Raw genomic sequence first — 26,213 nt, forward strand, 5'->3', positions numbered from 1 at the left:
ATCACGCCTTCCATGCCTTCATAACATGAGGAAAAGTGGAGCCGAATCGCAGGATATGCGATCGGATCCACCTTACTTGCCATTTATTTGTTCTCAGCTTCTGTTGCTTGCTGCTCTTTGATTTTCGTAGTCATTTCACGCATGTCTTCGGTTCCCTTTACAAAATCCTTCCATACATCTGGCAAGATCGCACGGATTGCTTCTGCATCATCCGCTTCTACCGCCTCTGCTAATTTTTGTTGAAGTTTCATGCTCTCAGATTCTACAGGCTTAGCTATCATTATATCACTCGCAACTCCAGCCTCAACTGGAAGAACACGGGTAATCTGCTCTGGAAGTGTTCCATCGGACTTCGTTAAGCTTGTAATGAATCCTTTAGTAGGATGAGCTACCCCTTCAGGAAGGTCTTTGATCTCTGCAGCTGTGAGAGTAGGTAATAGAGGTAAAGCTTCAATGGCTTCTCCACCTTCAAATGAAGTAACGAAAGCAGCACCTTCAGCAGGGAATACTTGTACGGCGCCTTCAGCAGCATCTTTACTTGCAATGGTTACTGTCTTAGCGAAAGCAGACTTAGGCATATCTGCTTCTACTTGCTTGCGATCGTCGAGTGCCTTCTTCCAGTCAGCGAGGGTATCCGGTGCGTATGTAGTGACAAGAAGCTTCAAATAGTTGCGCTCATGAGCAGGTTGATTAAGCAAGCCTACACTCGAAGATCGGAAGTGAAGAGCTGGCGCTGATCCAACAGCCTTTACCATTTGAATGGCTGGAGCAGTTTTCGTGTCCGTAGTTGTATCTGCCGCAGATGCACTTACAGCACCGAATGCGATGGTTGTCATGATAGCTAGCAGGCTCGTTTGAACGGCGCGTTTTTTCCATGTTGTTTTCATAATGTGAAAACTCCTTTCGATTGGTACAGCGTGGAAGGGATGGTTGATTTCCCTTACACCCTTACTGTACCGAAAGATTATGGACATCCTATCGCAACAATATGGGAAATTGTGTGATGGAACGCATAATACCACTATAAAGAAACAGGCTTCTGGGGGATTCCAAGCCGCTTGACATGACTACATTACGCGGTATACTATTAAGTATATCCTTAATTAAGGAGTTGCTTAATTGAAGGCAAACGACACACTCAGTATCATCTTCGCTGCGCTTGCCGATCCGACCCGCCGAAACATCCTATCTAGGCTGTCACAGGGGGCCGCAACAGTCGGGGAGGTCGCTGAACACTTCAAGATAAGCGCACCCGCGATCTCCCAACACCTCAAAGTGTTGGAGCGAGCAGGACTGATCGAACGCACAACAAAAGCCCAATGGCGGACCCTGTCGATCCGCACCAAGCCTCTTGATGAGGCATCGGCCTGGGTCGAGAAGCACCGCCGCGAGTGGAACCAGCACTTCGACGCACTGGAAGAGCACCTCAAGTCCATGATCACAAAGGAGGAACAATGAACATGACCACATCTGCACCGGAGTTCACGATTACCCGTATTCTGAATGCCCGTCCCGAAATTGTTTGGCGCGCTTGGACCGAGAAGAAGGAACTTGCCGCCTGGCTGCCTTCAACACCTGTAGAGACGATCTCCTTCGACGTCCGCGAAGGCGGACGCTACCGTTACACAATGGTCAATAAGGAGACTGGCCAGGAGTTTCACACTGGAGGCGTGTTCCTTGACGTCATCCCATTCGAAAGGCTTGTCTTCACCTGGGGTTATCCCGATGCTCCGATCGAGGAGTCACCTGTCGTGACCCTAACCCTCACGGCACAGGACGATCGCACTGAGATGATCTTCCACCTAAGCGGATTCGCTGGTCACCCTGGCGATCAATTTGTGTACGACGGTTGGTCTAGTACGCTCGACAATCTGGAGGCGCTCCTGCACGACCAGTCAAAGTAGACGAAACGGAAAACCAATAGTTCAATATCAGGGAGCAGTTTGCCGAATGGCAGCTGCTCCTTTCTCATTTATTTAGCTGCAAGATAGGATAAAATTAATGAGAAATGGGAAAATTATGTACCTCGCGGATTTGCGGAATTGAGTACGAAGATTGTTGAAGCGGAGTGAGTAGGAGTGTCTCATAATACATTTTGGTATGCGGGATTGAGTGTAGTATTCTTGATTGTACTTGCCTTTGTGTTTTACAAACAAAGAAACATGCATACTTTATTCCAGTTTCTAGTACTAGTCGAAATTGCGTACCTCATTGAAGCCGTAATCTATATTTTCATGGGAAGCTATCTGTATCACCCGAAAATCATCAAATACAATTCATATTATGATAGCCATATGGGTGCATTAACTTCAAATTTGATTGCAGTTCCTGTGGTGGCAACCATCATCTCCATATTTCAGCTTAACTGGGTTTGGATTATTGTAGCTACAGTATTGCTTGCGGGGATCGAATGGTTATTCGTGAAGCTTCAAATTTATACCCTGCATTGGTGGCGAATTGAATATACGTTTATAGGTCTTTTAATGTATTTTCCATTTTCAAAAATAATTTATCGCCGGATTCTAAATGCCTTAGATGGTTTTCTACATTCCGTTTTTTTATTTTTATGCATTGCACCTATAGCAGGTACGTTGCATTTTCTCCCTATAATGTTTTTCTCAAACAGGATTTATCGACCTGGCTGGTATGAAAATCAGTCGTATGACACAAGTGCTTTCTCCGTTGTGTATTACATAGGCATTTGTATCATATTGGTTGTTTTAGTGAAGATGTTTCGGATAAAAAAATGGTTGAAAATTGTATTAACAGTGGCGGTTGCATTAACAGTGACATATTCCCTAAAAAAAGTAGGGATTTTGTTTAGCGTTGTTTGGTGGGACTCATGGTATTATATCTTGTCTCCCCTAGTTCTTTTATTCATCGCTGAGGCGTTCAGCGAACGTTTATATAGAGGTCGATTCACGAATAAATAGGAAAACAAAACGGGATCTGCAGCTGCGGATCCCGTTTTTCATGGTGCGTGATTATTCAGTTTAGTGGAACTTTGAAATACCACATTAGTACTACGATAATTATTAATGATAATAAGTAGGCACGTAGTGGTTTAATATGATGAAGTCTTAGCATAGGGAACATCATGACATCAAACATCACTGAGTGCCAAAAAGTCCAGCCATTATCGTATGAGATTCTACCAAAGATCTGTAAAGCTAATTCGACAATTGAATAAATAAATACCCATTTGAATAAGTAGACAAGCTCCTTTAACTTAGTTGTTGTTGGATAGCTTGAGAGGAACAAAAGAACGCTTAGGGGCATTGTTATTACTGCATATACAATGACCGTTATCCGATGATTATAAAGAAAGTCGGGATGAAAAACCCACAAATGAAAGTCCTTGGTTAGATATTCATACAAAAGACCACCAGCCATTATAAAGAGCATAGTTGAGTGATACTTGTACCAGTTCTTCCAATCTGCCCAACGCCAAACTGAATAAATAGTAAATAAAGCTATGACAACATGCATAAAAATTGACCACCTTCGTATCTTATACAACATATCACATGCTGTAAGCTTTATTTTACCCACAATCTTATGTTTAATCCAAATTATGGATAAAATAAGTTCGGCATTGAATAACAAGAAGTAGAGTGCACCCCTTTGATAACTCGAAGTGGTGTTTTTTCATGGTAATAACAGTGCAAACGATTGGGTAAGCCATACTTTATTGATGATTTATGGAAATATGGGAATAGTATCAATAAATTGAATCATTTAGTGAGGGAAGTATGGAAGACGTTAAAATATCCGTCCGCCAGTTTGCAGTACTTGTCATGATATTTACGATTGGGACTACAATTCTGGTTATTCCATCGGGGCTTGCTGTGGATGCCAAACAGGATGCATGGCTCGCGGCTTTAATTGGAGTTGGACTAAATTTGATAGTCGTATGTTTATACAACAAGGTTGGAGATTATTTTCCAAACATGAGTCTTACTACATATAACGAAATATTGTTTGGGAAATGGTTGGGGAAGCTGTTCTCTCTCGTATTTATTTCCTTTGCATTTGTTGGTGCCACTACGGTCTTGTTTTATATGGGGAATTTTGTGAATACACAAGTTATGCCTGATACACCTATTCAAGCGATCAATCTTATTTTTGGCATCGTTGTTGTGATGGGTGTACGAATTGGACTTGAAGCGATAGTCCGTGCGGCAGAGATTTTTTTTCCATGGATCATTTTATTATTTACTATTTTGGTCATATGTCTCGTACCGGAGATTAAATTTGAATTGTTGCAGCCTATGTTCACTGTGGGATGTAAACCTCTGATCAAAGCGGTCTTGTCGGTTGCTGGTACGTCTTCACTTCCTTTTATCGTGTTGTTCATGGTGTTTCCGGTTCATGTCAACCACAATCAAAAAGCAAAAAAAGCTTTCCTGATTGCCACCTTATTAGGCGGACTTTTTTTCGTAGTCATCACCTTTTTATGCATAGCCGTATTAGGACCTAACGTAACAGAAAGTCATATGTTTCCAAGCTATGTGTTAGCTAAACAGATCAACATTGGAAATTTATTGGAACGTGTTGAAATCCTAATTGCAGGGATTTGGTTTCTAACGGTTTATTTTAAGACAACTTTTTATTTTTATGGTTTTGTTATGGGGCTAGCTCAAATATTGAATATGAAAGATTATCGGCCGCTCGTTTTACCCCTAGGAATGATTCTGATTGTTTATTCACTTGTCGTTTATCCCAATGTTGCTTATATGGCAGAGTTCGATTCCAAAACGTTTATCCCCTACGTGATAACGATAGGGCTAGTGTATCCACTACTCATAATGGGGGTTGGAGCAATCCGAAAGCCAATGTCAAAGAATAAGAATACTTGAGTAGGAGGGAATCTCGTTAATCATGAATTTCATCGAGAGAATTTTTCGGAATAATAAGAGACGCGCAGTTGAAGCAATGCCCGATCCGAGTAGTTCGTCGTTCTCAACAGAATCACTTGAGCTGTCGCTTGAACTTAACATGGACAGAGTCAAGAAAGCCTTTGGAAGTAGTAACGATATCATTACGCAAACCATCCATTTGAATGGCGCGGACTCCATGCAAATTGGATTTGTTTATATAAATGGATTAATTAATCCCAGTTCTATTCAATCCCTGCTCACTGAAAATCTAAAGGTTGATTCGAGTGAATTCCCGCTGAATGCGTTAAGAAATTCAATGAGTACACTCGGTCAAGTTCGCGAAATTCCTGATTTTGAAACCTTATATCAAGCTATTTTGGCGGGATTAACGGTTATTTTACTGGATGGGTGGGGGCAGGGGTTAGCGGCGAACACACAAGGTGGAGAGCATCGTGCCGTTGAGGAACCGACCACACAATCTGTTGTAAGAGGACCACGGGAAGGGTTTACAGAGCTATTAAGCACCAACACTGCACTCGTCAGACGGAAAATAAAAGATCCCGACCTATGGATGGAATCCATGACCATCGGGCGTAAGAGCAAAACAGAAGTAGCCATCATGTATATGAATGGCATTGTGAATGACAAGTTGGTGGAGGAAGCTAGAATTCGGCTTGGACGTATCGATATCGATGCGATATTTGAAAGTGGTAATGTCGAAGAGCTGATCCAAGACGAAACCTACTCACCGTTCCCTACCCTGTACAATACAGAACGCCCTGATGTTGTTGCTGCAGGCTTAATGGAAGGGCGCATTGCTATTCTTGTCGATGGCACTCCCTTTGTGCTGATGGCGCCTGCTCTATTTATCCAATTTTATCAATCTGCAGAAGATTATTACCAACGGGCGGATTTCGCAACACTGCTTCGATTTCTTCGTTATGCCTGTTTTTTCATATCTTTGTTGGCTCCATCCTTATATATTGCTATAACCACCTTTCACCAAGAATTGCTGCCATCCTCCTTACTAATCAGTTTAGCTGCTCAAAGAGAAGGGATTCCTTTCCCAGCTTTTATCGAAGCTGCTGTTATGGAAATAACTTTCGAAATCCTTCGAGAAGCTGGTGTGAGGTTGCCGAAGACCGTCGGACAAGCGGTTTCAATTGTAGGGGCCTTAGTCATTGGTCAAGCCGCAGTAGAAGCAGGTTTGGTGTCTCCTGCGATGGTTATTATAGTGGCCATCACGGCCATTTCCAATTTTGTTATTCCTTCCTTTAATATGGGGATTACGATTCGGATTTTGAGATTTCTATTAATGCTAATCGCAGCTTCTTTTGGATTATTTGGTGTAACCGTGGGGCTTATCGCTATCGTTATTCATTTGAGTAGTTTAAGGTCCTTCGGAATTCCGTACATGTCTCCAATGGCACCTTTTATCTTATCGGATCAGAAAGATACGATTTTTCGGTTACCACAATGGGCATTAACTACAAGGCCTAGGCTCATTAGTCAAAAAAACAACATTCGAGAAAAAAATGCCTCTTCGAATAAGCCTGATAACAGGCGATAGATAAGGAGTCATCGGGAATGCGAAGAAATGTCATGGTGCTCGTTGCCTTGTTCGTCACGATTGGATTACTCACGGGATGTTGGAGCCGGCGCGAGCTGAATGACCTCGCTATTTCGGTTGGAATGGGTTTTGATAAAAAAGATGATCAAGTGCAGGTAACGATTCAAATTGTTAACCCTGGTGAAGTGGCTTCCAAAAGAGGCGGGGGTGGATTAACTACACCCGTAAGTACCTTTAAAGCTACCTCCAAAACCATATTTGAATCTTTAAGAAAAATCACCACACAAAGTCCAAGAAAGGTGTACTCTTCCCATCTTCGGATGCTTGTGATTAGTGAAGAATTGGCGAGAGAAGGGATTACACCGATTCTGGATGGGATTTCAAGAAATCATGAAATGCGATCTGATTTCTATATCGTCATCGCTAGAGGAACAACAGCGGAGAATGTATTGAAAATACTTACGCCGATCGAGAAAATCCCCTCCAATAAATTGTTTACCACGTTAGAGATGTCCGAAAAGATTTGGGCGCCTACGGTAAAAGTAAAATTAGACAAATTAATTTCAGATCTGCAAACAGAGGGGAAAGATCCAGTATTAACCGGTATATTAATCAAGGGGAATCCGAATAAAGGGGATGAGAAGAGTAATCTGAATCAAACAGATCCTCCTACATCCTTAGAATATTCGGGATTAGCGATCTTTGAAAAAGACAAACTTGTTGGTTGGCTTACTGAGAAAGAAAGCAAAGGCTACAATTATATTGTAGACAATGTTAAAAGTACGATCGGACATATAGAATGCCCAACAGGCGGCATTATTGCAGAAGAAATCGTGCGAACTAAAACCAAAATGAAAGGTAAAGTGGTTAACGGCAAACCGCAGATCATTGTTGATGTTTTTCTCGAGGATAATGTGGGTGAAGTCCAATGCAAGATCGATCTGCTCGATCCGGCAAACATCAAGGAACTGGAGGAAATAGCTCAAAATAAGACGAAAGCCATAATCGAGGCCACCATTCAAAAGGCGAAAAAATACAATGTCGATATTTTCGGCTTTGGCGAAGCGATATATCGAGCGGATCCGAAGTATTGGAATAAAAACAAAGATAGTTGGAAGGAACAATTTGCAGATTTACCTGTACATGTGAAAACAGAAGTGAAAATTCGTCGTCTGGGCACTGTAAGTGATTCCCTGGTACAAAAAACAAAGGAATGATCAAAATGTGGGCTATTGCAGCGATACTTCTGGCCTCTGCAGTTATCGCAATGCTGGAGCTTCCATCGCTTATGAAAAAAAGGTTGTATAAAGAATTCGGTATTGTTTGTAGTTTAATATTGCTAGGTACAATACTAAGTATTGCGCAAAGTATGCATATGAACGTGCCCAATCCTTTAGATCTCATTACCTTTGTTTTTCAACCTTGTAGCGATTTCATCAACGGGTTATTACAATGAAATTGCTACATACGAGAGGAGGCACAACAGAGATATGGGAAAAAGTATAATTGGCATCCGGCAATTTACCATTCTCGTCATACTATTCACAGTTGGGAGCTCCATACTAATAACCCCCTCTGGTCTCGCAGCGGAAGCCAAGGAAAACGCATGGATAGCCGCCATTCTGTCAGTGTGTATGGGTTTGCTGACCGTCTTTCTCTATCAAGTATTGGTTAGACAATTTCCTAACCAAACATTGGTACAGATGTCCGAGGCGGTATTTGGCATTTGGATAGGCAAAATCATTTCTTTGCTTTATTTCTGTTTCTTCTTCCTCCTTGCAGCACTTGTATTACGGAATATCGGTGACTTTGTAGTAACGCAGGTTCTCCCAGATACCCCGCTTCAATTTATACTTATGATCTTTCTCGCAGTTGTAATTATGGCAAGTTGGCATGGTATTGAAACTATTGCACGTACGGGGGAGATTTTTTTTCCATGGGTGATGATATTCTTTTTTGCTATGGTGCTATTTCTGGCACCGCAATTCCGACTGGTTCAACTTAAACCTTTTCTCGGCGAAGGCATAATTCCTGTCATCAGAGCCAGTTTGCCTTTTACAGGAACCCCCTTTATGGAGCTTATCGTATTATTGATGGTTATGCCTTTTGTGAACAATGTAAAAGGGGCAAATAAAGCGTTTTTCGTGGGTACGGTGATCGCGGGAATAATATTAGTTATGATAACCTTGATTTCGATTCTTGTTCTAGGTGCAGGTATAACCGCAAAAAACTTGTATCCAAGCTATAGTTTAGCGAAAATGATCAGTATTGGACGATTTTTGGAAAGATTAGAAGTCATCATGGCAGGGATCTGGTTTATTACGATCTTTTTTAAACTTACGATTTGTTTCTACGCGTCAGTCCTTAGTTTCGCTCAAGTTGTCAAAATGGAAGAAATGCGTCCCCTCTATTTCCCTTTTGGGATGATTTTAATTGTGTTATCTATCCTCTCATTCCCAAACGAAAGCTACTTCCTTAATTTCGTTTCAAAAATATGGTTTCCCTATGCAGGCACATTTGGATTACTACTACCTATTTGTATGATTGGTGTATCACTCTTTCGAAAGGGAGAAAAAAAATGACCCACAGCAACGGGCTGTGGGTCTAAGTTTATATTTTAAAGGGGGGTTGGTCTTTATTATAGGCAAGTTACATTAAAACAACATGAAAGTTAGATTTCATTTTCATTACAAATTTGTCAGTGGTAAAATAAGTTGGAAAGCCAAGCAAAAGCTTGCGCTGGGAAGCGGGGTATTTTCCAATTGAAGCATTATTCCATGAGGTCACATTTAACCATTACGTTTGCCCTAATGGCCTTGATTCCGATCCTGATTCTAGGCGGATTCCAGGTTTCTCAAATTAAGCATATTACACAGGAAACGAACCAAAACCAGCGGCAAACAACATATCGTCTCGGAGACGCGGTAGAAGCGTATATGTCCTATCATCGCAATGCAGTTGAAACCTTAGCGGCTACGATCTCGGCTTCGGATGCGGCTTTTCGCAATCGGGAGAGCCTGACTTTGAAGCTGCAATCGCTCCAAGAGAATTTGGAGGGGTTCGCAGGCATTTATGTGGTCGATGATACAGGAACGATCAAAGCGACACATCAAATGTCGACGAATCTAATTGGTGTTGATGTTAACGATCGGGATTACACGGCACGTGTGAAGGCTGGTCAGAAAGCCATTATTTCTTCGTTATTCAAAGGTCCTGAGAGCTTGAACCAACCAGCGCTAGCTATTGCTGTACCGATTTACAAAGGGGGCAAACAAGTGGACGGCTTCGTATTAGCTGTGCTTGAACTAGCCCCGATTAAGACCCTTGTTACCAAATACGATTATGGGACAGAGGCGTATCCTGTTGTGTTAGATCATGCAGGCAAGCCCATTTATCATCCCAATGCGGCGCTAACGGAGTCCATGACGGATTTATCCAAGGAGCCAGTCGTTCAGGATGCTAAAATGATAAAACAAGGCGAAGGCACCTATACATTAAGCACCGCATCACATAAAGAACTCATTACTTATAAACTGATCCCAGACTTAAACCTCATCGTATGGGTAAGCAGGTCGACTGCGGCAGTCAACGCAGCATTCACGGAATCTTTACGGATTACACTGCTGTTGTTAGTGTTCACACTCATTTTAACCATGCTGCTCGGTAGTCTGTTAGCCAAAAGATTAAACGGCACGATCCATGCCTTAGTCGGCTATACCCAGCGATTAGCTGGAGGATCGTTCGCCCAGCCTGACCAGAAGGTCGTGCCGCGCGGAGCGCCTTCGGAGCTGCATCAGCTTGCGGAGCATTTCTTCCGCATGGCAGCGCAGATCAAGGAAAACCAACGCGCCTTACTGCAGCTGAACAGCGAGCTTGAGCATCGCGTGGAGGAGCGAACACAGCGATTGCAGGACGAGCATGCGACGTTGAATGCGGTCTTAGAAAGCATGTCTGATGCGATTGTGCTCATTGATGTGCAGCATAATGTGCTGTATGCAAATCACCAGATGGCGGAAAGCTTCGCGATTCCGATGGGGGAACTAGCCCATATGCCAGAAGCTGATTTATTTGAGCGAATCGCCGAACTTCTGACGGAAGATCAGGACGAGCTCCAGTTGCGTAAGTTGACGGCGGAACCCAGGGTGCAGAGCGCTTTAACGGTGAAAACAGAGCAAGGCAAGCCGCGATTTATGATGGTATCCGCGTTTCAGGTTGCGCGGGAGGGGCGGGTATTTGGCCGCGGTTATGTGTGGCGTGACAGAACGAAGGAGCATGAAATCGATGCGCTTAAGAACGATCTTATCTCACTAGCTTCCCATGAATTCAAAACTCCGATCACGAGTATCCGCGGTGGTGTGGAAACATTGCTGCGCAGGGATGCTCACTGGGAAGAGGACTTTAAGCTCGAGCTGCTTGAAGGCATTCATGAGGATATCGGACGTATCCAAGATCTTATTGACGAGTGGCTGGATATATCCAAAATAGAATCGGGAGCGATGGGGATTCACGCGCAACCGTTGAAGCTAGCCGCCGTTATTGAAAGCGCAAGACATAGACTGCCTGAAGATATCAGCGCTGCGCGGCTGCAGTTCGAGGTTGAGCTGCCTGGACATACGCCGCTTGTTTTTGCAGATAAGCTCCGTATGGAACAGGTGTTCTTAAATTTGTTTATCAATGCGATTCGATATAACGAGCGGGAACCGCTCATTAGGGTGACTACGCACGCGGATGAGGAGTTTGTTTACGTTTACGTGCAGGATAACGGAATCGGTATTGCCAAAGAACATTTAGCTAAATTATTCGATCGCTTCTATCGCGTGGATGTATCGTCCAGCCGTCAAACCGGGGGTACGGGTCTCGGATTGGCGATTTGCAAAGGAATTATGGAAGCCCATGGCGGGACTATTCAGGTTGAAAGCCAGCTGGGTGAGGGGAGCCGATTCCAACTAACAATTCCGCGGTTTAATGGGGGAGATGAGCTAGCATGAGCACAAAAAAAATCATGATCGTCGACGATGAGCCCAAAATCATTCGTTTCATCGCGGCGAATTTGAAATCCTTAGGCTTCGAAACGGTGGCCTGTCAAAGCGGGACGGAGGCGCTGGAAAAGGTAGAAGCGGCTAATCCAGATTTGATTTTGCTGGATCTCATGATGCCAGGGATGGATGGCTTCGAAGTATTACGCAGACTGCGCACCTATTCGAGTGTGCCTGTTATTATGCTAACCGCAAGGAGCAATGGTGCGGATAAAGTACAAGGGTTGAACCTCGGTGCGGATGACTATTTGACCAAGCCGTTCTCGTTGGACGAACTGTTCGCCAGAGTCAATGCCGTACTGCGCCGCTTGGATGGCCGCATGCCTGCACCATCTACGGTGAGCGAATTGACTGTTGGACCCGTTAACGTTAACTTAGCTCAGCGCCGGATACGCATAGACTCAGCGGAAGTGAAATTTACGGAGACGGAGTATAATCTGTTCGTGCTTCTCTTGCAGCATGAAGGTAAAGTCATGACACATGAGCAGTTGTTGAGCGAGATTTGGGGAAGTGAGTACCGCGACGAGGTGGAATATTTGCGTGTTACGATCGCGCGAATACGGCAAAAGCTGAAGGCCCACACCGAAGGGCAGGAACTGATTGTGACCTACCCTGGTGTTGGTTATATGGCGAAGGGGGATTGATCAGTTGAGTCTAGTTGCTCGTCAAGAGCTGCACATCAAGAGGGTAATCGGGCAGCTCGAATTCACGTGTCGTGCCTGTTGACAGGTCGACTACCGTCATGCCATTCCAGCCGGTATCCGCATAAGTGACGCCTCCTGTGAGATAGGCATAGCGACCATCGGCGCTGGTGGCGACCATTTGGTGCATGCGGGCTAACGGAAAGATCTTCTCCGTATAGGTGTTCACATCGAGTATGGTCAGATTAGGTTTACCTGTCGCGCTGCCAGCTGAACCGATGCCAACGATCAGCAATTGCTTGCCGTCCGGGGTTAGCGTGACACCCTCCTGATGGGTGTTGCCCGTCAGAGGTTCGGTCGTGTAGCTGCCGCTCTTCGGGTCAAGTACCACAAGACCGCGTCCTTGGTAAGGCAGAAGTAAGCGGCCATCTGCGCGGACAGCGGCGTAGTGCGGCTTCTCGAAGCCGCCTTTGCCAAAAGGTGCAGCCTCTAACGTACGGCCTTTGAGGTTAAAAGGATCGACAGCCGTCACTGTGTAACCGTCGTGGTCAATACTGTACACTTCGCGGCCGTCTAGGCTAGTCACCACATCAAAAGGCCGAACGCCGACAGGGACACTCCCTGTCATCGTGAGCTTTTCCGTATCCAGGATTTCTAGTTGACTCTTGCCGCCGTCGAGATAAACCCCGACATATACGAATTTGCCATCTGGCGATACCGCAATCCCCATACCTCCCGAGCGGTATTCACCAAAACGCGGTTTGCCTACATTAGCCTGATAAGGGACAAGCGCAAGCCGTGTGCGGAGCTTCGTATCGATGACGGCTACACCTTCAGCTGTCGAGACATAAGCCCGATGACTCGGCCCTTCTGCAATCGCAAAAGGAGCTTTACCTACGACAAGCTTCTCCATCTTGCCAGAAGCGGGATCAAGGAATGACAAATAGTCACTTTTGGAATGTGTCACCATTAGGGTTGTAGGCGTAGCTGCTGAAGGTGAAGGGCTCGCAGTCGCAGTTGATGAACTTGTCGCTGGTATTTGCGTTGCAGGTGCTGCGGTAGGAGATGGCGTTGATGTCTTCGTCGGGCTGATGCTGTTGACGGGTGTGGGCTGTTGGCTGCCACAGCCAACTAAGACAAGAAGAAGTGTGAGCGGTGTTAAACGTACGAAGAGAGATTTATGTGTGAATACCATATCGATGGTCACCTCTGGAGTTAGAATAGTAGAAGCTAAGGAAACAGTACTTGTGGATAAGTTTAGCAAACAAAGGTAAGGAAGAGAACCTGATCACAGGTCATCTTCCTTATCTTTTTGTCATTCAATTGTACAGGTTACACTTACTTATTCAAGTTTAAAGTGACACCGGAAGCTGTAGCCCATGCACCCACTGGCGCAACTGTGTACGTTGTACCTGGCACCAACTGAGCATTATTAAGAAGCGCGAACGTACCAACGGCACCTTTGCGTGTCGTTAAGCTGTATTCAGCAGTCAAAACTGTGCCATCAGCAGCAGTTAGGGATACGCGGCGCGAAACGAAGATTTCATCCTTCGGATCTTGCGTTAGCGTAACTGCAATCGTCTTCGCATCTACGGCGGAAGCGGATTGAAGCTGGAGCGGAGCGATTTCTTTTGCCGTAAAAGTAGGGTTCGTAAGTGTCGCCCAATCTGCGGAAACTGTATAGGTCACACCAGGGTGGAAAGTCTCTCCGTTAGGCAAAATGAACTTAGGTGCTTGGCGACCATCGGTTGCTTGCGTGAATGGCAAGTAATTAGCCGTCATTGTTGCACCACCCTCAGGAGTGATTTGAACCTGGCGATTGCGCATGGAAGATAGGATTTGGTAGGTCGTGCCGTTGTAACGATTATTAGCGTCAACGATAAATGAACCAGGACGGCCCTTGCTGTAAGCGGCGATGACATAACCATAATCCGCAACACCGTTAGCTAGATGGGATTCAACTTCAAATAGATCATTGGCAACCTGAGCTGTGGAATCCAAACGGATTTTCTCTGTGCTAGCTGTGAAAGTTACAGCAGGTTGACCTTTATAAGTCAGCGAGTATGTCGTGCCTGCTTTCTGTGTTGGAACTGGAACAATGTATGTGGATACAGCGCCTGTTTTTAAGCGCGGCACGTTATTGATGGCAAGACCATTGTCAAAAACAAAGTTTTTGGACGCAGGCTCCAGCTCTAATTCAGCAGTAGGAATCGGTGCTGAGAAGGTCACCTGTAGGGAAATAGCATTCAAAACTTCCAGCTTCGTCACACGAACAGGAGCCACTTGCTGGGCTTGGGTAAGAAGCAAGGCAGCTTGACCGCGGGTTACTTGGCTGCTTAATGATGCATAGCTTGGCAACTGACGGATCGTTGCAGTGTCTACCTGAAGCACGGTCGCAATGATGCTGCTCAACTGCTCGGCTGTGATCGTTTGCGCCCCAGCGAATTGCTGGCCGGTCACGCTACTCATAGCGCCTAGTGCCTGAAGGGAAATGGCATAGTTATAGTACCAATCTTTTGAAGTCACATCTTGAAAAGGACTAGCTGTCGTTGCATCCACAGAAGTGTTTACGTGGAAAGCGAGGGCTACCATTTTGGCAATCTCACTGCGAGTGACGGCTTGATTAGGCTTGAAAGTATTGTTTTCATAGCCAGATAGCACCTGCTGCTGGGCTAATTGCTCAATCGCCGTCTGGATTTGTGCAATACTTGCGGAATCCGTGAAAGGATTTGCTGCTAGGGCATGGTAAGGAAAAAGGGCGGATAAACCGACAGTTGCTGAAATCGTGAGAGCGGCTAGAACTTTTTGTTTATTTTTCATCGAGAAACACTCCTCAAGTGGATTGGATTTGTTTGTTGCGCTGTTGTCTACAGGACTAAGCTTACGCCTTCGCGCATAACAATCGCATAAAAATGAGGGGCGAGACATTACAATTTCGTAAAAATGATGGTACCCGTACCCACAACCCTAGCCAAACAGGCTACGGTAGTGCGACAAGGGGATTAGCAAGAGATTTGTTAGCTAGCTGGAAGAAGGGGAGTGGTTTGTTAGGTGATAAGGAGGTACGGTTGGCTTGTAAAATAAGTATTAGACTGACTATAAAAATGGAACAGCGGCGGACCAAGACTTGAAAAAAGTCTGAGACTGCCGCTGTTTTTAGTAAACTAACGTTTCGCGTTAGAATAATATCGTACTAATAAGTACAATTTTGACTAAATATGATTGGTGAATATAACACTAGCGAGACCCAATACTGAAATCAATATACCTAGTGGTGTAGAGATGCGTTTAGCTGAAAGTCCACTCTTTCCAATTATGTAAAAAGCTATACCGACACTCAATCCGAAGATTATTGCTTTAATATAGGAATTTGTTACCCAACTTATAAGGAAATTATCTGAAAAAATGGATAGCAAACAGGTGGAAGCGAAAAATAATGGAAAACGTAGTTTCATAAGTTCCTCCTATATACAGGGGATTTACATTTCTTTTACTATTTTACCATAAAACCATCCTAACCTTAACTTCAGCAAAATAGGGCCAGTCAGATTGCGTGGCAGCCGGTGATCCCTATTTAAGTAACGTTCTTTCGTTAGTTTAGTTGTGTGGAGAAAAATAAATTATAGTACAGGAATATCGAGTTCTTTACGAAGTTGCTTTACGGTCTTTTCATTTTTTTGGTATTGTTCTTTTCCCTTATTCAATTTTTCAATTTTTTTCTACTTGTTCTGCCTGTTTGAGATACTTATCGTCGTTATATCTTACCGCATTTTGTTTAAATCCTATAACACAAAGTGTCAAGTTACCAATGGATTCCTCTAATTGCTTAGCAAAATTTTCAGTATCGTCAGGATCAACTTCCAGTTGGAGCGTTCTGATCTCACTACCCAAACTCTTAGTTTGATGTCCTAGTTGGTTTCTTACATCTAGGTTCTCTTTTGATTGGATGGGCATCGTGTCCATTTTATTAGAGCTTTCAGAGAGGGTACATCTTTTTCAGCTAGTGCGGAAATAGAAAATATACTTGCCCCAACTAAACATGTAGCTGTAATGGCAATTAGTTTTGTTTTTAATTTCACGAATTTCCCTCCTCAATCGTCTTACTTTATACGATTCCATTACTTGGAAGTTGCGTTAAACTGCCCGTTTAGCTTAATGACCGCGGCCAGTCTAATACGCTCTATTTTTCAGTCTAATGCTCTATTTCTCAGTCTAAAACTATATTTTCAATAAACAAAAAGTGTAGGTAATTCCGAGATTTCTTGGAATTTTATTAAAAGTGCGCCTAAATAGATGGAGTTTTTCCAGTTAACATATAAAAAGAGCCAATCCTCTCGTAGCTTCAGCTACTTGGAGGAAGGCTCTAGTTGATTGAACAGTAAGTTTGTTGAATCAATATGATGAAGGATGAAGTTTAGTGGATGAGTGCATCAGGTTTATTTTCATTTTGAATGATGCTGTGTGAAGATGAGCCGGTTAGACGTTGTGGTGGGAAGACTTGGCGAATGGGCGCAATGATGAGCGTAGCAACGACGGCTTTAATCGCATCTCCCACAAGGAACGGATAGCATCCGGCGGCCATTGCATCTGCAAAGGAATAAGCAGGAACTTTATACATTAACCACGGTACGCCAGCCAAATAAGCAAAAAGGGAACCGAAAACTTCAAGTACAAGAAATGCAGCGATATAACCCCTGATGCCTTTCAGCTGAATACGCGGTAAAATAAGACCAATGAGCATGGCACATATTGGCCAGATCATGATAAAGCCGCCGCTAGGTCCGAGAACCTTGGCAATACCGCCAGCTCCAGCTAGAAGGGGAAAGCCCAGCGCGGTAAGTACGACGACAAGGGCCATACTTAGGAATCCGTATCGTGCGCCTAGTAAGCCTCCAGCGAGCATAATGGCTAATTGTTGGAGTGTAATGGGTACTGGTGACGTAGGAAGAGGAATTTTAATGAAGCTGAATAACACGAGAATAGCTGCAAATAATGCGCTGAAAATAACACCACGTAATGAAAGTTTCATATTGTTGACCACTCCTGTTTCTGGTATTGTTAATCTATTGTCAACCAACCAATGAACAACCAAGTTGACAATACAGATGATAGCACAACTGCTAGAAAAGTGAAAGGAACTTTTTTACATATGCCTACAAGAGAGAAAGTAATGTCATTAAAGAACGCTTCAATCGTTTATCGTATGGAATCGGGAGAAGGGCGACGTGTATGGTCGGGAGTCTCGCTAGACATTCATAGAGGTGAGTGGATTGCGGTAGTAGGTCCAAATGGGAGCGGGAAAAGTACACTTGCCAGCGTACTGCTAGGTTTAAACCCATTGTCTGAAGGGCACGTTCAGCGTAGAACGAATGATGTGGCGCAGGCGACTAGAGGCGTGCTCCAATTGCCAGAATCCCAATTTATAGGAAAAACGATAGCGGAGGAACTAGATTTTTTACCGCAAGCGCAGCACTTAGCGGCTGAGGAACGCAGGAGTTGGTATGCGGAAGTATTAGCTGCTGTCGGCTTGACACTTTCACCGGAGCGCACAATAGCAACCTTATCAGGGGGACAAAAACAGTTGGTAAACCTCGCTGCCGCACTCGCAGTAAGTCCAGAGATTCTGCTTTTGGATGAACCGACGGCAATGCTGGATCCAGCTTCTCGCATAGAAGTTCGTGAAGCGGTACGCCAGGCGCATCAACGTGGAACGACCATTGTTTGGATTTCTCATCGGCTGGAAGAGGTGGCGGATGCGACGCGAGTCGTTGGATTTGGAGGGGGCAAGATTACTTACGATGGGGAGCCGCGTGCGTTTTTTTATGGAGTAGCTGGGGGGAAAGCATCACCTTGTGTGGAGCTTGGTTTTGATCTGCCTTTTGTCATTCAAACAGCGATGAATCTAGTAGAGCAAGGACTGATCTTAGACCCTCTGCCGCTGAGTATGGAAGAATTAGCGGAGGTGATCTCATGCCGATAGCTTTGAAGGGAGTAGGGGTAACAGCTCCTGATTCACCCGAGGTGACACTGCTTCATGATATGAACTTCACGCTGCAGGAAGGATCCGTGACGTTACTGATCGGCCGCGCAGGATCAGGTAAATCGACGCTGCTGCAAGTAATGTCGGGACTACTTAAGCCGCAAGCTGGAACGATTACGGTGGATGAGCAGCCGATTTGGCTGAAACCAACGAAAGCCGATTCCAAGCAATTGCTTCGCTTCGGCTTAACGTTTCAATTCCCTGAGCAGCAATTGTTCGCACGAAGCATACATCAAGAATTCGTCTACTCACTTAGGCCATACAAGCTGCCTGTGGAAGAGCGCGATCGTCGCATTCGCGAGGCGACGCATGCAATCGATCCCCATGGCGTAATTTTCGCCATGGATCGCTCGCCCTTCGCGCTCAGCGGCGGCGAGCAGCGCCGGCTCGCGCTGGCGACCACCTTCGCCACGGAGCCGGATTGGCTCCTCATGGATGAGCCAACTGCCGGCCTCGAGGCGGCCGCCGTGCGCGAGCTGCTGCGCATGCTGCGCGAGCGAACCCGTGGCGGACTCGTCGTCGCCACGCACGATCTGGACACGTTCTTTCCGCTAGCGGACCGTGTCCTCGTTCTAGACCATGGCGAGCTCGTCTTCGACGGCTCGCCGCAACAGCTCTGCCGCGCGCCCGAGGTGCTGGCGCGCGCCGGGGTTGGCCTCCCGAGCTGCGCGGAGGCCTCACAAGAGCTGGCGCGCGTTGGCATCGCCATCGCGCCGGATCAGCTCACGCCGGCGCTTGCCGCGTCGGCGATCTTGGCTGCGCTGGGCGAAGCCGGCAGCGCCAGCGCTTCTGCGCCAGCGGCGCCGCTGGCTGCCACGCCCGTGGCGCAGCCACCGCGGCCCGCGCCGCGGCCGGCGCCGGAACCACCCGCGCCGCAGGCGGGGTGGCTTAAGCTGGACCCGCGCGCAAAGTGGCTGCTCTACCTGCTGCTCGCCATCGGCACGATGGGGCAGCAGGGGTGGGGCAGCCTCGCGGTTGCCGCGGCGCTCGTCGGCTGCGCGTTTCTCGGTCTTCCGCGCAGTGTGTTGCGCGGGATCAGAAAAATCGCGATGTCATTTGCGATTTTCCTGATCTTCTCCGTCTCGCTGGCGGGAATCGAATTCTCCCCCCTCGGCTACTCCGTCGAAAATGGCTGGAGCACAACTTTTATTCTGACACGATTATTTGTTGTCTTGATGGCAGGCTGCTGGCTCGCGATGTCGACCCCCTATGGTCAGCTCGTACAGGGATTGAACTGGGCTTTGACATATTTATACAAGGTGAAGCTACCTGTGGCATCCTTCGCCTTGGCGGTTTCGTTTGTTTTTCGCTTCATCCCGCTTATCATGAGGGAGTGGCAAGAATTCTCGGTGATCGTGCGAGCACGGGGGAAAGCCTCTGTTCGCCCAGGTAGTGTTCGCGTACGCGACATTCCTGCACTAGTAGTGCCACTATTACTAGGTATGTTCCACAAAGCGGAACAAATGACCATCGCGATGGAGATGAAGCAGATCGATGGAACAACGTTGCTGCTACGGAAGAACATGCTGGAGTGGGAGAGAGCGGACACGATTGTAGTGGTGGTTGCTTTACTTGCTTGGGTATTATTGCTAGTCACGTAGTAGTTATTAGCAACCTAGTTGCATCATTAGTCTAGTAGTAGCTAATAAGAAGTTGGCTGCTAACGGACACAGCAAATGCTAGTAGTTTGTATTCGATTGTTTGGATAGGCTAACGGGCACAGAGAATTAGTTCTTCTCTGTAGCCCTCCGCACTTCCCGCACTTCCGCATTCCCGCACTTCCGCATTTCCGCACTTCCGCATTTCCGCACTTCCGCACTCCTAACACCCCACCCATTATCGAAATCTAGGAATATTTCTCTCAATCACTGCTTACACATAGAGTGATAGATGATTCCTCGAGAAATGGGTGGTTTACGATGAACGTCCGAAGGAAGAGATTCCTATTTTACACGTTATTAGCGGGGGGATTTACGCTGCTTTTTCTCTATTTCATCAGTGGTCTTAACTCTTCAACAGCTCCCACCCTCACAGAAGTACAAGCCAAGGAATTAATCCAATCTCCGGTGTCTACACCTGTGCTCGTGCCTGTGCCTACGCCTACGCTTACGCCTGTACCTGTGTCTACACCTGTTCCCGAATCCGCCCCCGTGTCCGAACCTGCGCCAGCTGTAATGCCAGCCCTTCCAGCGGACATGCCTGAGCAGCAGTCATTCCCATCTCTAGTGGTCACAACCGCACCTCAGACAACTTCCGTTACAGTGGACACCTATATCCCCAATGTCATTGTCACTCCTTCAACTCCATTCAAAGTCAGCATACCCGTCCTCAACTATCATAGCGTCACTATCGATCCAGGAAATGTAGTCGTTATTTCCCCAGCCAAGCTGGAGGCGCAGATGGCATATTTGCATGACCATGGTTACACGCCTGTTTCTCTCGCAACATTCATTAACCTAATAGAAAATGACAACGTGCAAGAAGTACCTAATAATCCAGTTCTGCTCACGTTTGACGATGGCTATGTGGATAATGTAGTGGAGGCTATGCCGATTTTGGCCAAATATAATTTCCCTGCCACACTTTTCATGTCACCTGGCATGGTCGAGGACGCTGGTTATCTGAATTGGGAACAGGTCAAGCAGCTGCATGAAGCCGGTTGGGATATTCAGCCGCATGGCATGACACATCCTCACCTTCCTCAGCTCACAGCGGAACAACAAGCATTCGAGATCACGGAAGCTAGAAAGCTAATTGAGGAAAAACTAGGTACACAAGCCGACGTATTCTGCTATCCCTATGGTGAATATAGCAAAACAACTTTGAAGATTTTGAAAGAAAACGGCTTTCGCTACGCGTTTACGATTGACCAAGGCTATACAACGAATCAACAGTCTCCATACCTGCTGAAAAGGCTGTTTGTCAACGGAGAAGAAGGCCTGAAAGCCTTCATAAACAAGCTCCCGAAAACCAAATAGGGAGGACGATTCTATATAAACACAAAAAAGGAGCCAGCCCATAAAAAGTGGCTAGCTCCTTTTTTCTATCATTATTACCTCAAACGATTACAATAAGCTTCAAGTTCGTGGAACGGCACCGTATAGAGGGCCAAGGTGTTCACGATGGTTTTCGTGGAGCCGGGCAAAGCAAGGAATTTGGCGAAAAGCCGATCCGACCCCTCCTCAGCCGCGGAAGTCCAGAACTGAACCTGCCGGACGTCGGGATTGCCTGCTTTGATGGCATGTACCAGTGCACGCAGTCCTTGTGCGAATAAGGTTGTACTCCGCAGCTCTTTCTCAATAAAAGCCACCTCGATCTGACAAATATGCTGATCCTCGTAATCGCCGGGACCGGTGCCGTAACCGAAGCCGGCCGCGCCGACCATGTCGTGGGATTCCTCGGTGAAGATGAGCATGGCTTTACCTAGTAAGAGCGGACTGCTGATGAAACTGAGCTTCATGTCGAACGTGTAAGGCAAATTGAGTTCGTCGTGATGGCGCAGCAGGAAGTTCATATAGGCCTCATGATCCATTTCAAACTCACTGACTCGGAATTGAAACGACATTACTGTGGCTGTACGCGAAGTGAATCGTTAACCTTAACGATTTTACCGAAGCCACTTCCTTTTTTAGAACTTTTGTCGATATTAGGGGGGATTGGAAACATACGGATTGCCTCCTTTATGTCGTAATTTGTACTTCTTTTCCCATTATATCCTAGTAAATTTCTTTAGGGTATCCCTGAGAATGTTAATTTTTTCACAAAAAACGACTTCTTTTCCGTAGGTGCCATCGCGTTCGAAGCGAGTGCTTGTAAATTTGGCGTAAAGTCGACATAGATAGTCGTTTTCAGCCAAAGCAGCAAGTCTGAACTCCTCGACCTGAGGATTTCCCTCCATAATCTCATGCACCATATATTGCAGCCCCTGGATAAATAATCGTGACCCGCGATAAGCTTTATCAGCAATAGCTATGTCCACTAAGGCAATTTCCTTATCCTGAAATTCCTGCTCGGGGGTTCCGAAGTAATAGGCAACCATTCCGATTACACGGTTATTGTCATCCTTTGCAGTAATCAGGTTTCCCTGAGTTACGTAGGAATGAATGAGAATAACCATGTCTAACGTAGAATATGAAGCATGCAGGTCGCGCTTTCGGGCTAACATGAATAGACTGGCCTTGGCGAAATCGTCATCACTGACACACTTTTGGTAGCTTATCTTCATGGTGCGTCTCCTTTCTGACTTCCAGTCATCATCCGATTCTTTTCTGAAGTATTTGCTCTAATGATTGCCTAATTTGCGGGTGTTCGATCATTAAACGGTGGAAAGCTTCTTGTCTGACGGACAATAGCACCGAAGGTCCCATCGCCCTTACCGTAGCGTTGCGGGGGACATTGTGAAGCAAAGCAATTTCCCCGAAATGATCCCCATCTTGCAGCACGGCGACCCGTCGATCCTCACCATCAGGCATACGCTTTATAATTTCAAATTTACCTCGGACTATTATGTAAAATTTGTTGCCCTCATCGCCCTCGCTCACAATATTCTCGCCTTCTTTACAGGTTTCGGTTGTAAACAACATAGCAATGTTCTTAAGCAGCAGAGGTGCAATGCCTTCAAAGAAGGGAAGCTTGGCAAGCCTGTCCATATCCACCGTGGCGTAGAGCCCGTCCTCGGATAGGTTAAATCCGAACTGCTTATCCCAGAGACTGCGGTATAAATTGTTCTTATGTAATAACTCACGGTGGGTACCGGAATCCACAACTCGGCCGTCCTGGAAGACATGAATGCAGTCAGCGTTCATGACGGAGGACAAACGATGAGTCACGGATACAATCGTCTTCTCGGATTTAAGCCGAACAATGAGCTGATTGATGTCCGACTCCGTTGCTGGATCCAATGCGGATGTCACCTCATCGAGCAGCAGAAGATTCGGCTTCCTTAGGAGTGCTCTCGCAATCGATAAGCGTTGCCGTTCGCCGCCTGATAGCGACCCCCCTTCATGATGCACCTGTGTATCGTATCCGTCAGGCCAGCTTGCAATGACATCATGGATGTTTGCCTGCTTAGCCGCGTCAATCATTTCAGCTTCCGAAGCACCGCTATCCAGCAGCAAGTTATCCCGAATTGTCGTATTAAATAAGAAGGTATCCTGAGTAACGAGTGTGGACTGGCTTCGCAAAGAAGCTTCACTTAGGTTACGAATGTCGTAATCATTTATAGAGACAGAGCCATGCTTAGGATCATAAAAGCGAGATAGTAACTGCAATGCCGTGCTTTTACCAGAGCCACTGGGGCCAATGAAAGCTACATAGCTGCCAGCTGCAATGTGCAAGCTTACATCTCGTAATTGTTCGGACCCCTCGTTATAACCGAAGGTCACATCATCCATCCGAATCGAGGAAAGAGAAGAAGGCAGTTCGAACGGATGAGGAGCTTCAGGAACGTTGGGTTGTTGATCCAAAATTTCTTGAATGCGCCGAAAACTAGTATTAGAATCGATCAGGTTCGGGATGATGTACGCTAAATTAGAGCCTGACTGTCCTACACTCAAGAATAAGGTGAAAAAGGCCATGAAGTCACCGATGGTCATCATGTCATGGAAGATCAAATAGCCGCCGAAGCCGATCATAATCCCGTTCAAAATCAGAAGTGAAATAAGCGGGAGCCGCTCCATCATGGAACTAGTAAGTTGCAATTTCAAGCCAAAAGAAAAGAGCTCTTGCACCTGTTTACGGGCGAGTTCTTGAAATCTGGCTTGCAGATGCAAACTTTTAATCGTTTTGTGGCCCTTTACCATCTCATCAATCGTATTTGTGAAGCGTTCCTGGGCTTCTTTGTACTGAACATTAGCGGCTTCCGCGCGTCCTTGCAGGAGCCTTGGCCCGACAAACATCAGTGTGGAGCCGACAATCATGGCCAGTGTGAGCTTCCATTCGATCGAGAATAGTAAAATGAGTCCAAGCAGAACGCTTAAGGCTTCTTTCAGGAAAAATGGGAATGCAACGCGAACCACTCGTTCCACAGATCCCATATCTGACGAGAATCGGGTGACAAGATCGCCAACTCGGTATTTTTGATGAAAGGGAAGCGATTGCCGCTGTAGATGTGTAAACAGCTCGATCCGTAGTTTCTGGATGATCTGGCCGCCGAGGTTTCCAAGTGCATATTCGCCACAAATACTTGCACAAATATTGAGAAACCCCGTGCAGAGTAGTATAGTCAGGATGATTGCGAAGTTATGGAGATTTTTGGGAGTAAAAGCCTCGTCTACAAGATACTTTAAGCTTACTGGAGCAGCTACCGAATACCCTACTTCTACGAGGAGGCATAGTAAAAAAACGCCAGTTAGTCGCTTATAAGGACTCCAAAGTTTTAGTAAGGTTTTTAGGAAATGCAGGAATCATCGCCACCTTTCAATAAAATAAGATTACAGCACTTTTTTAAGGTTGTAAACGACACGATTTGTCATAATATTTATGTACAAAGGAGATTACACGCATCCTTTCCAGAGAGAGATCAGCAATCTAATCCACGGTGGTGAAGCTATGGAAAAGCCATACACAATCTACGAACAGCAAATGAAAGGCAAGCTTAAGCGTTGGGAAATCCGTTTGCAAAAGAAACCCAACCTGATCGAGCGCGCCTCCAAATCCGTGCAAAACCGCATCAATCAGGTGATACCCGAGAAGATCCACACTACAATCACGGCGACGGTGAAGGGGATTGTCCAAACAACCTTGTTCGGAATGAATTATATGCCTGCGACTGAGCCGCTGAAGGGCGTCTCCATGGCGGACCGCGATGCGAAAGCAGAGGAGCTGCTGTCGCTCTACAAAAAAATCGCCGCAGCCGAGGGTGCAGGAGCAGGGGCTGGGGGGATTTTGCTTGGCCTTGCCGATTTTCCGATTTTGATTGGGATTAAGCTGAAATTTCTATTTGAATTAGCACATATCTATGGGTATTCCACCAAGGATTACAGAGAAAGATTATTCATCTTGTATGTGTTTCAGTTGGCGTTCTCCAGTGCAAAGAAGAAGCCTGATCTGCTCCATACGATTAAGAATTGGCCTGCCATTTCGCAGACGTTCCCGCCTGCCGATGACTACATGAAGCAAGTGAATTGGTTGCAGCTGCAGCAGGAGTATCGGGATACGATTGATTTTCGTAAAATGCTTCAGCTCATCCCCGGCATTGGGGCTGTCGTTGGCGCTTGGGCTAATTTCGGCTTGCTCGAGGAGCTTGGCGTGGTAGGCATGAACTGCTATCGGATGCGCAATTTGCAAGACAAAGCTAGGAACGCCAGCGAGTAATTGCACGATTTAACTTGTGTCCTCAACACAAACAAACCTGAACGACAGTCGGATTAATGTCCAACTATCGTTCAGGTTTTTCTTGTTGTGCTTATTCATGATTCATCTGAGGGTAAGTCCTTGGGAACCAGCTTGAAAATATCCCCCGACTCGAACGAATCAATGAGCCGATCAAGCCATTTGTAATAATGAATAGCTGCATTTATTTTATCCAAATCCTGTTTAAGAACAGCTTGTAAGGGGAGACTGTCAGGAAATTGTTCGTTCAGCTTCAGGAACTCATTTTTGGATTTGGTAAGCGCGAGCAGGTTAATTTCTAAAGCCTTTCGCCATTTGAGGCTAAAGAAATCAGCGAAGGTTTGGAACCAGTCAGATTCAACCTCATAGAGATCCTTACGGGAACCTTTTTCCCACACTTTATTAACCATTTTCAAATCAACCAGTGTCCGCACTCCAGTGCTCATGCTGGTTTTGCTCATTTCCATAGCTTGTCCCATTTCGTCTAATGTCATCGGCTTGTCTTGAAATAAAAGTAAACCGTATAAATGACCGGTAGATTCACTAACGCTATATAAATCCATGTTATTTCCAATAGATTCAATGATTCGTTTCCGCGCCTTCTGTATGACGAGATCTTGTTCTAAGCTGATGCCGTCTATATGTTTCATTATCTCCTCACCCTACCTTTAGGTTTACTTCGTTATTGTAAGAAACAATTTTGAAAAAGTAAAG

The 26,213-nt window shown here is 45.8% G+C and carries 24 protein-coding genes; 14 read left to right on the forward strand and 10 right to left on the reverse strand.

Annotated features, from left to right (window positions below):
• Positions 1-83: 83 nt before the first annotated feature.
• On the reverse strand, positions 84-887 hold the full coding sequence (locus ASG89_RS04375; protein ID WP_057309076.1) for a hypothetical protein: 804 nt from the start codon (positions 885-887) through the stop codon (positions 84-86).
• Between the two features lie 232 nt (positions 888-1,119).
• Between ASG89_RS04375 and ASG89_RS04380 the strand changes: the two genes are divergently transcribed.
• From ASG89_RS04380 to ASG89_RS04390, 3 genes are all read left to right on the forward strand, one after another.
• A complete protein-coding gene (locus tag ASG89_RS04380) occupies positions 1,120-1,458 on the forward strand; it encodes an ArsR/SmtB family transcription factor (protein ID WP_057309077.1) in 339 nt (112 codons plus the stop codon).
• Positions 1,459-1,460: 2 nt separating this feature from the next.
• A complete protein-coding gene (locus ASG89_RS04385) occupies positions 1,461-1,904 on the forward strand; it encodes an SRPBCC family protein (protein WP_082592717.1) in 444 nt (147 codons plus the stop codon).
• Positions 1,905-2,078: 174 nt separating this feature from the next.
• A complete protein-coding gene (locus ASG89_RS04390) occupies positions 2,079-2,933 on the forward strand; it encodes a hypothetical protein (RefSeq protein ID WP_057309079.1) in 855 nt (284 codons plus the stop codon).
• A gap of 55 nt (positions 2,934-2,988) precedes the next feature.
• Here ASG89_RS04390 and ASG89_RS38415 read toward each other — a convergent pair whose 3' ends face one another.
• A complete protein-coding gene (locus ASG89_RS38415; RefSeq protein WP_321166471.1) occupies positions 2,989-3,522 on the reverse strand; it encodes a CBO0543 family protein in 534 nt (177 codons plus the stop codon).
• Between the two features lie 230 nt (positions 3,523-3,752).
• Here ASG89_RS38415 and ASG89_RS04400 point away from each other — a divergent pair, with 230 nt between their 5' ends.
• The 7 genes from ASG89_RS04400 to ASG89_RS04430 all read left to right on the forward strand — a co-directional run bounded on the left by ASG89_RS04400 (position 3,753) and on the right by ASG89_RS04430 (position 12,130).
• Positions 3,753-4,859 carry a GerAB/ArcD/ProY family transporter gene (locus tag ASG89_RS04400; protein ID WP_057309080.1) on the forward strand — a complete coding sequence of 369 codons (1,107 nt, stop codon included), beginning with the start codon at positions 3,753-3,755 and terminating at the stop codon, positions 4,857-4,859.
• Between the two features lie 22 nt (positions 4,860-4,881).
• A complete protein-coding gene (locus ASG89_RS04405) occupies positions 4,882-6,450 on the forward strand; it encodes a spore germination protein (protein WP_057309082.1) in 1,569 nt (522 codons plus the stop codon).
• A 17-nt stretch (positions 6,451-6,467) separates the two neighbouring features.
• The gene (locus ASG89_RS04410) at positions 6,468-7,667 is read left to right on the forward strand and encodes a Ger(x)C family spore germination protein (RefSeq protein WP_057309083.1); all 1,200 of its coding nucleotides are present in this window, start codon (positions 6,468-6,470) and stop codon (positions 7,665-7,667) included.
• Positions 7,664-7,906, forward strand: a complete 243-nt coding sequence (locus ASG89_RS37450) for a hypothetical protein (protein ID WP_157276516.1) — start codon at positions 7,664-7,666, stop codon at positions 7,904-7,906. The genes ASG89_RS04410 and ASG89_RS37450 overlap by 4 nt, the downstream gene beginning before the upstream one ends.
• Before the next feature lie 34 nt (positions 7,907-7,940).
• A complete protein-coding gene (locus tag ASG89_RS04420) occupies positions 7,941-9,032 on the forward strand; it encodes a GerAB/ArcD/ProY family transporter (RefSeq protein WP_057309086.1) in 1,092 nt (363 codons plus the stop codon).
• A 195-nt stretch (positions 9,033-9,227) separates the two neighbouring features.
• The gene (locus ASG89_RS04425; protein WP_157276517.1) at positions 9,228-11,438 is read left to right on the forward strand and encodes an ATP-binding protein; all 2,211 of its coding nucleotides are present in this window, start codon (positions 9,228-9,230) and stop codon (positions 11,436-11,438) included.
• Entirely contained in the window at positions 11,435-12,130 is a 696-nt protein-coding gene (locus ASG89_RS04430) for a response regulator transcription factor (RefSeq protein ID WP_057309090.1), read from the forward strand. Before ASG89_RS04425 ends, ASG89_RS04430 begins: the two co-directional genes overlap by 4 nt.
• A gap of 10 nt (positions 12,131-12,140) precedes the next feature.
• On the opposite strand, the gene ASG89_RS04435 is transcribed toward ASG89_RS04430, so the two are convergent.
• The 4 genes from ASG89_RS04435 to ASG89_RS04455 form a co-directional block, all read right to left on the reverse strand.
• Complete coding sequence (locus ASG89_RS04435) at positions 12,141-13,391, reverse strand: YncE family protein (protein WP_235549591.1); 1,251 nt, start codon at positions 13,389-13,391, stop codon at positions 12,141-12,143.
• A 74-nt stretch (positions 13,392-13,465) separates the two neighbouring features.
• Positions 13,466-14,947: an S-layer homology domain-containing protein gene (locus tag ASG89_RS04440; RefSeq protein ID WP_057309094.1), complete on the reverse strand. Its 1,482-nt coding sequence runs from the start codon at positions 14,945-14,947 to the stop codon at positions 13,466-13,468.
• Between the two features lie 888 nt (positions 14,948-15,835).
• The gene (locus ASG89_RS04450; protein WP_057309098.1) at positions 15,836-16,090 is read right to left on the reverse strand and encodes a hypothetical protein; all 255 of its coding nucleotides are present in this window, start codon (positions 16,088-16,090) and stop codon (positions 15,836-15,838) included.
• A 451-nt stretch (positions 16,091-16,541) separates the two neighbouring features.
• Positions 16,542-17,156: a biotin transporter BioY gene (locus ASG89_RS04455; protein ID WP_057309100.1), complete on the reverse strand. Its 615-nt coding sequence runs from the start codon at positions 17,154-17,156 to the stop codon at positions 16,542-16,544.
• A gap of 141 nt (positions 17,157-17,297) precedes the next feature.
• Here ASG89_RS04455 and ASG89_RS04460 point away from each other — a divergent pair, with 141 nt between their 5' ends.
• The 3 genes from ASG89_RS04460 (at position 17,298) to ASG89_RS04470 (ending at position 21,145) form a co-directional block, all read left to right on the forward strand.
• Complete coding sequence (locus tag ASG89_RS04460; RefSeq protein WP_235549592.1) at positions 17,298-18,107, forward strand: ATP-binding cassette domain-containing protein; 810 nt, start codon at positions 17,298-17,300, stop codon at positions 18,105-18,107.
• Positions 18,098-19,768: an ATP-binding cassette domain-containing protein gene (locus tag ASG89_RS04465; protein WP_057309104.1), complete on the forward strand. Its 1,671-nt coding sequence runs from the start codon at positions 18,098-18,100 to the stop codon at positions 19,766-19,768. The genes ASG89_RS04460 and ASG89_RS04465 overlap by 10 nt, the downstream gene beginning before the upstream one ends.
• Positions 19,769-20,086: 318 nt before the next feature.
• Entirely contained in the window at positions 20,087-21,145 is a 1,059-nt protein-coding gene (locus ASG89_RS04470; RefSeq protein ID WP_235549593.1) for a polysaccharide deacetylase family protein, read from the forward strand.
• A 74-nt stretch (positions 21,146-21,219) separates the two neighbouring features.
• Here the strand turns inward: ASG89_RS04470 and ASG89_RS04475 are convergent, their stop codons facing one another.
• The 3 genes from ASG89_RS04475 to ASG89_RS04485 all read right to left on the reverse strand — a co-directional run bounded on the left by ASG89_RS04475 (position 21,220) and on the right by ASG89_RS04485 (position 24,568).
• On the reverse strand, positions 21,220-21,732 hold the full coding sequence (locus tag ASG89_RS04475; RefSeq protein WP_235549594.1) for a hypothetical protein: 513 nt from the start codon (positions 21,730-21,732) through the stop codon (positions 21,220-21,222).
• 144 nt (positions 21,733-21,876) lie between these two features.
• A complete protein-coding gene (locus ASG89_RS04480) occupies positions 21,877-22,392 on the reverse strand; it encodes a GNAT family N-acetyltransferase (protein ID WP_057309106.1) in 516 nt (171 codons plus the stop codon).
• A gap of 28 nt (positions 22,393-22,420) precedes the next feature.
• Positions 22,421-24,568, reverse strand: coding sequence for an ABC transporter transmembrane domain-containing protein (locus tag ASG89_RS04485; protein ID WP_063867676.1), 2,148 nt, complete (start codon positions 24,566-24,568; stop codon positions 22,421-22,423).
• 79 nt (positions 24,569-24,647) lie between these two features.
• Here ASG89_RS04485 and ASG89_RS04490 point away from each other — a divergent pair, with 79 nt between their 5' ends.
• Positions 24,648-25,481: an EcsC family protein gene (locus tag ASG89_RS04490; protein WP_321166469.1), complete on the forward strand. Its 834-nt coding sequence runs from the start codon at positions 24,648-24,650 to the stop codon at positions 25,479-25,481.
• 95 nt (positions 25,482-25,576) lie between these two features.
• On the opposite strand, the gene ASG89_RS04495 is transcribed toward ASG89_RS04490, so the two are convergent.
• Entirely contained in the window at positions 25,577-26,149 is a 573-nt protein-coding gene (locus ASG89_RS04495) for a GbsR/MarR family transcriptional regulator (RefSeq protein ID WP_057309112.1), read from the reverse strand.
• Positions 26,150-26,213: the final 64 nt, after the last annotated feature.

This window comes from Paenibacillus sp. Soil766, from assembly GCF_001428105.1.
In the GTDB taxonomy this organism is placed as follows: domain Bacteria; phylum Bacillota; class Bacilli; order Paenibacillales; family NBRC-103111; genus Paenibacillus_E.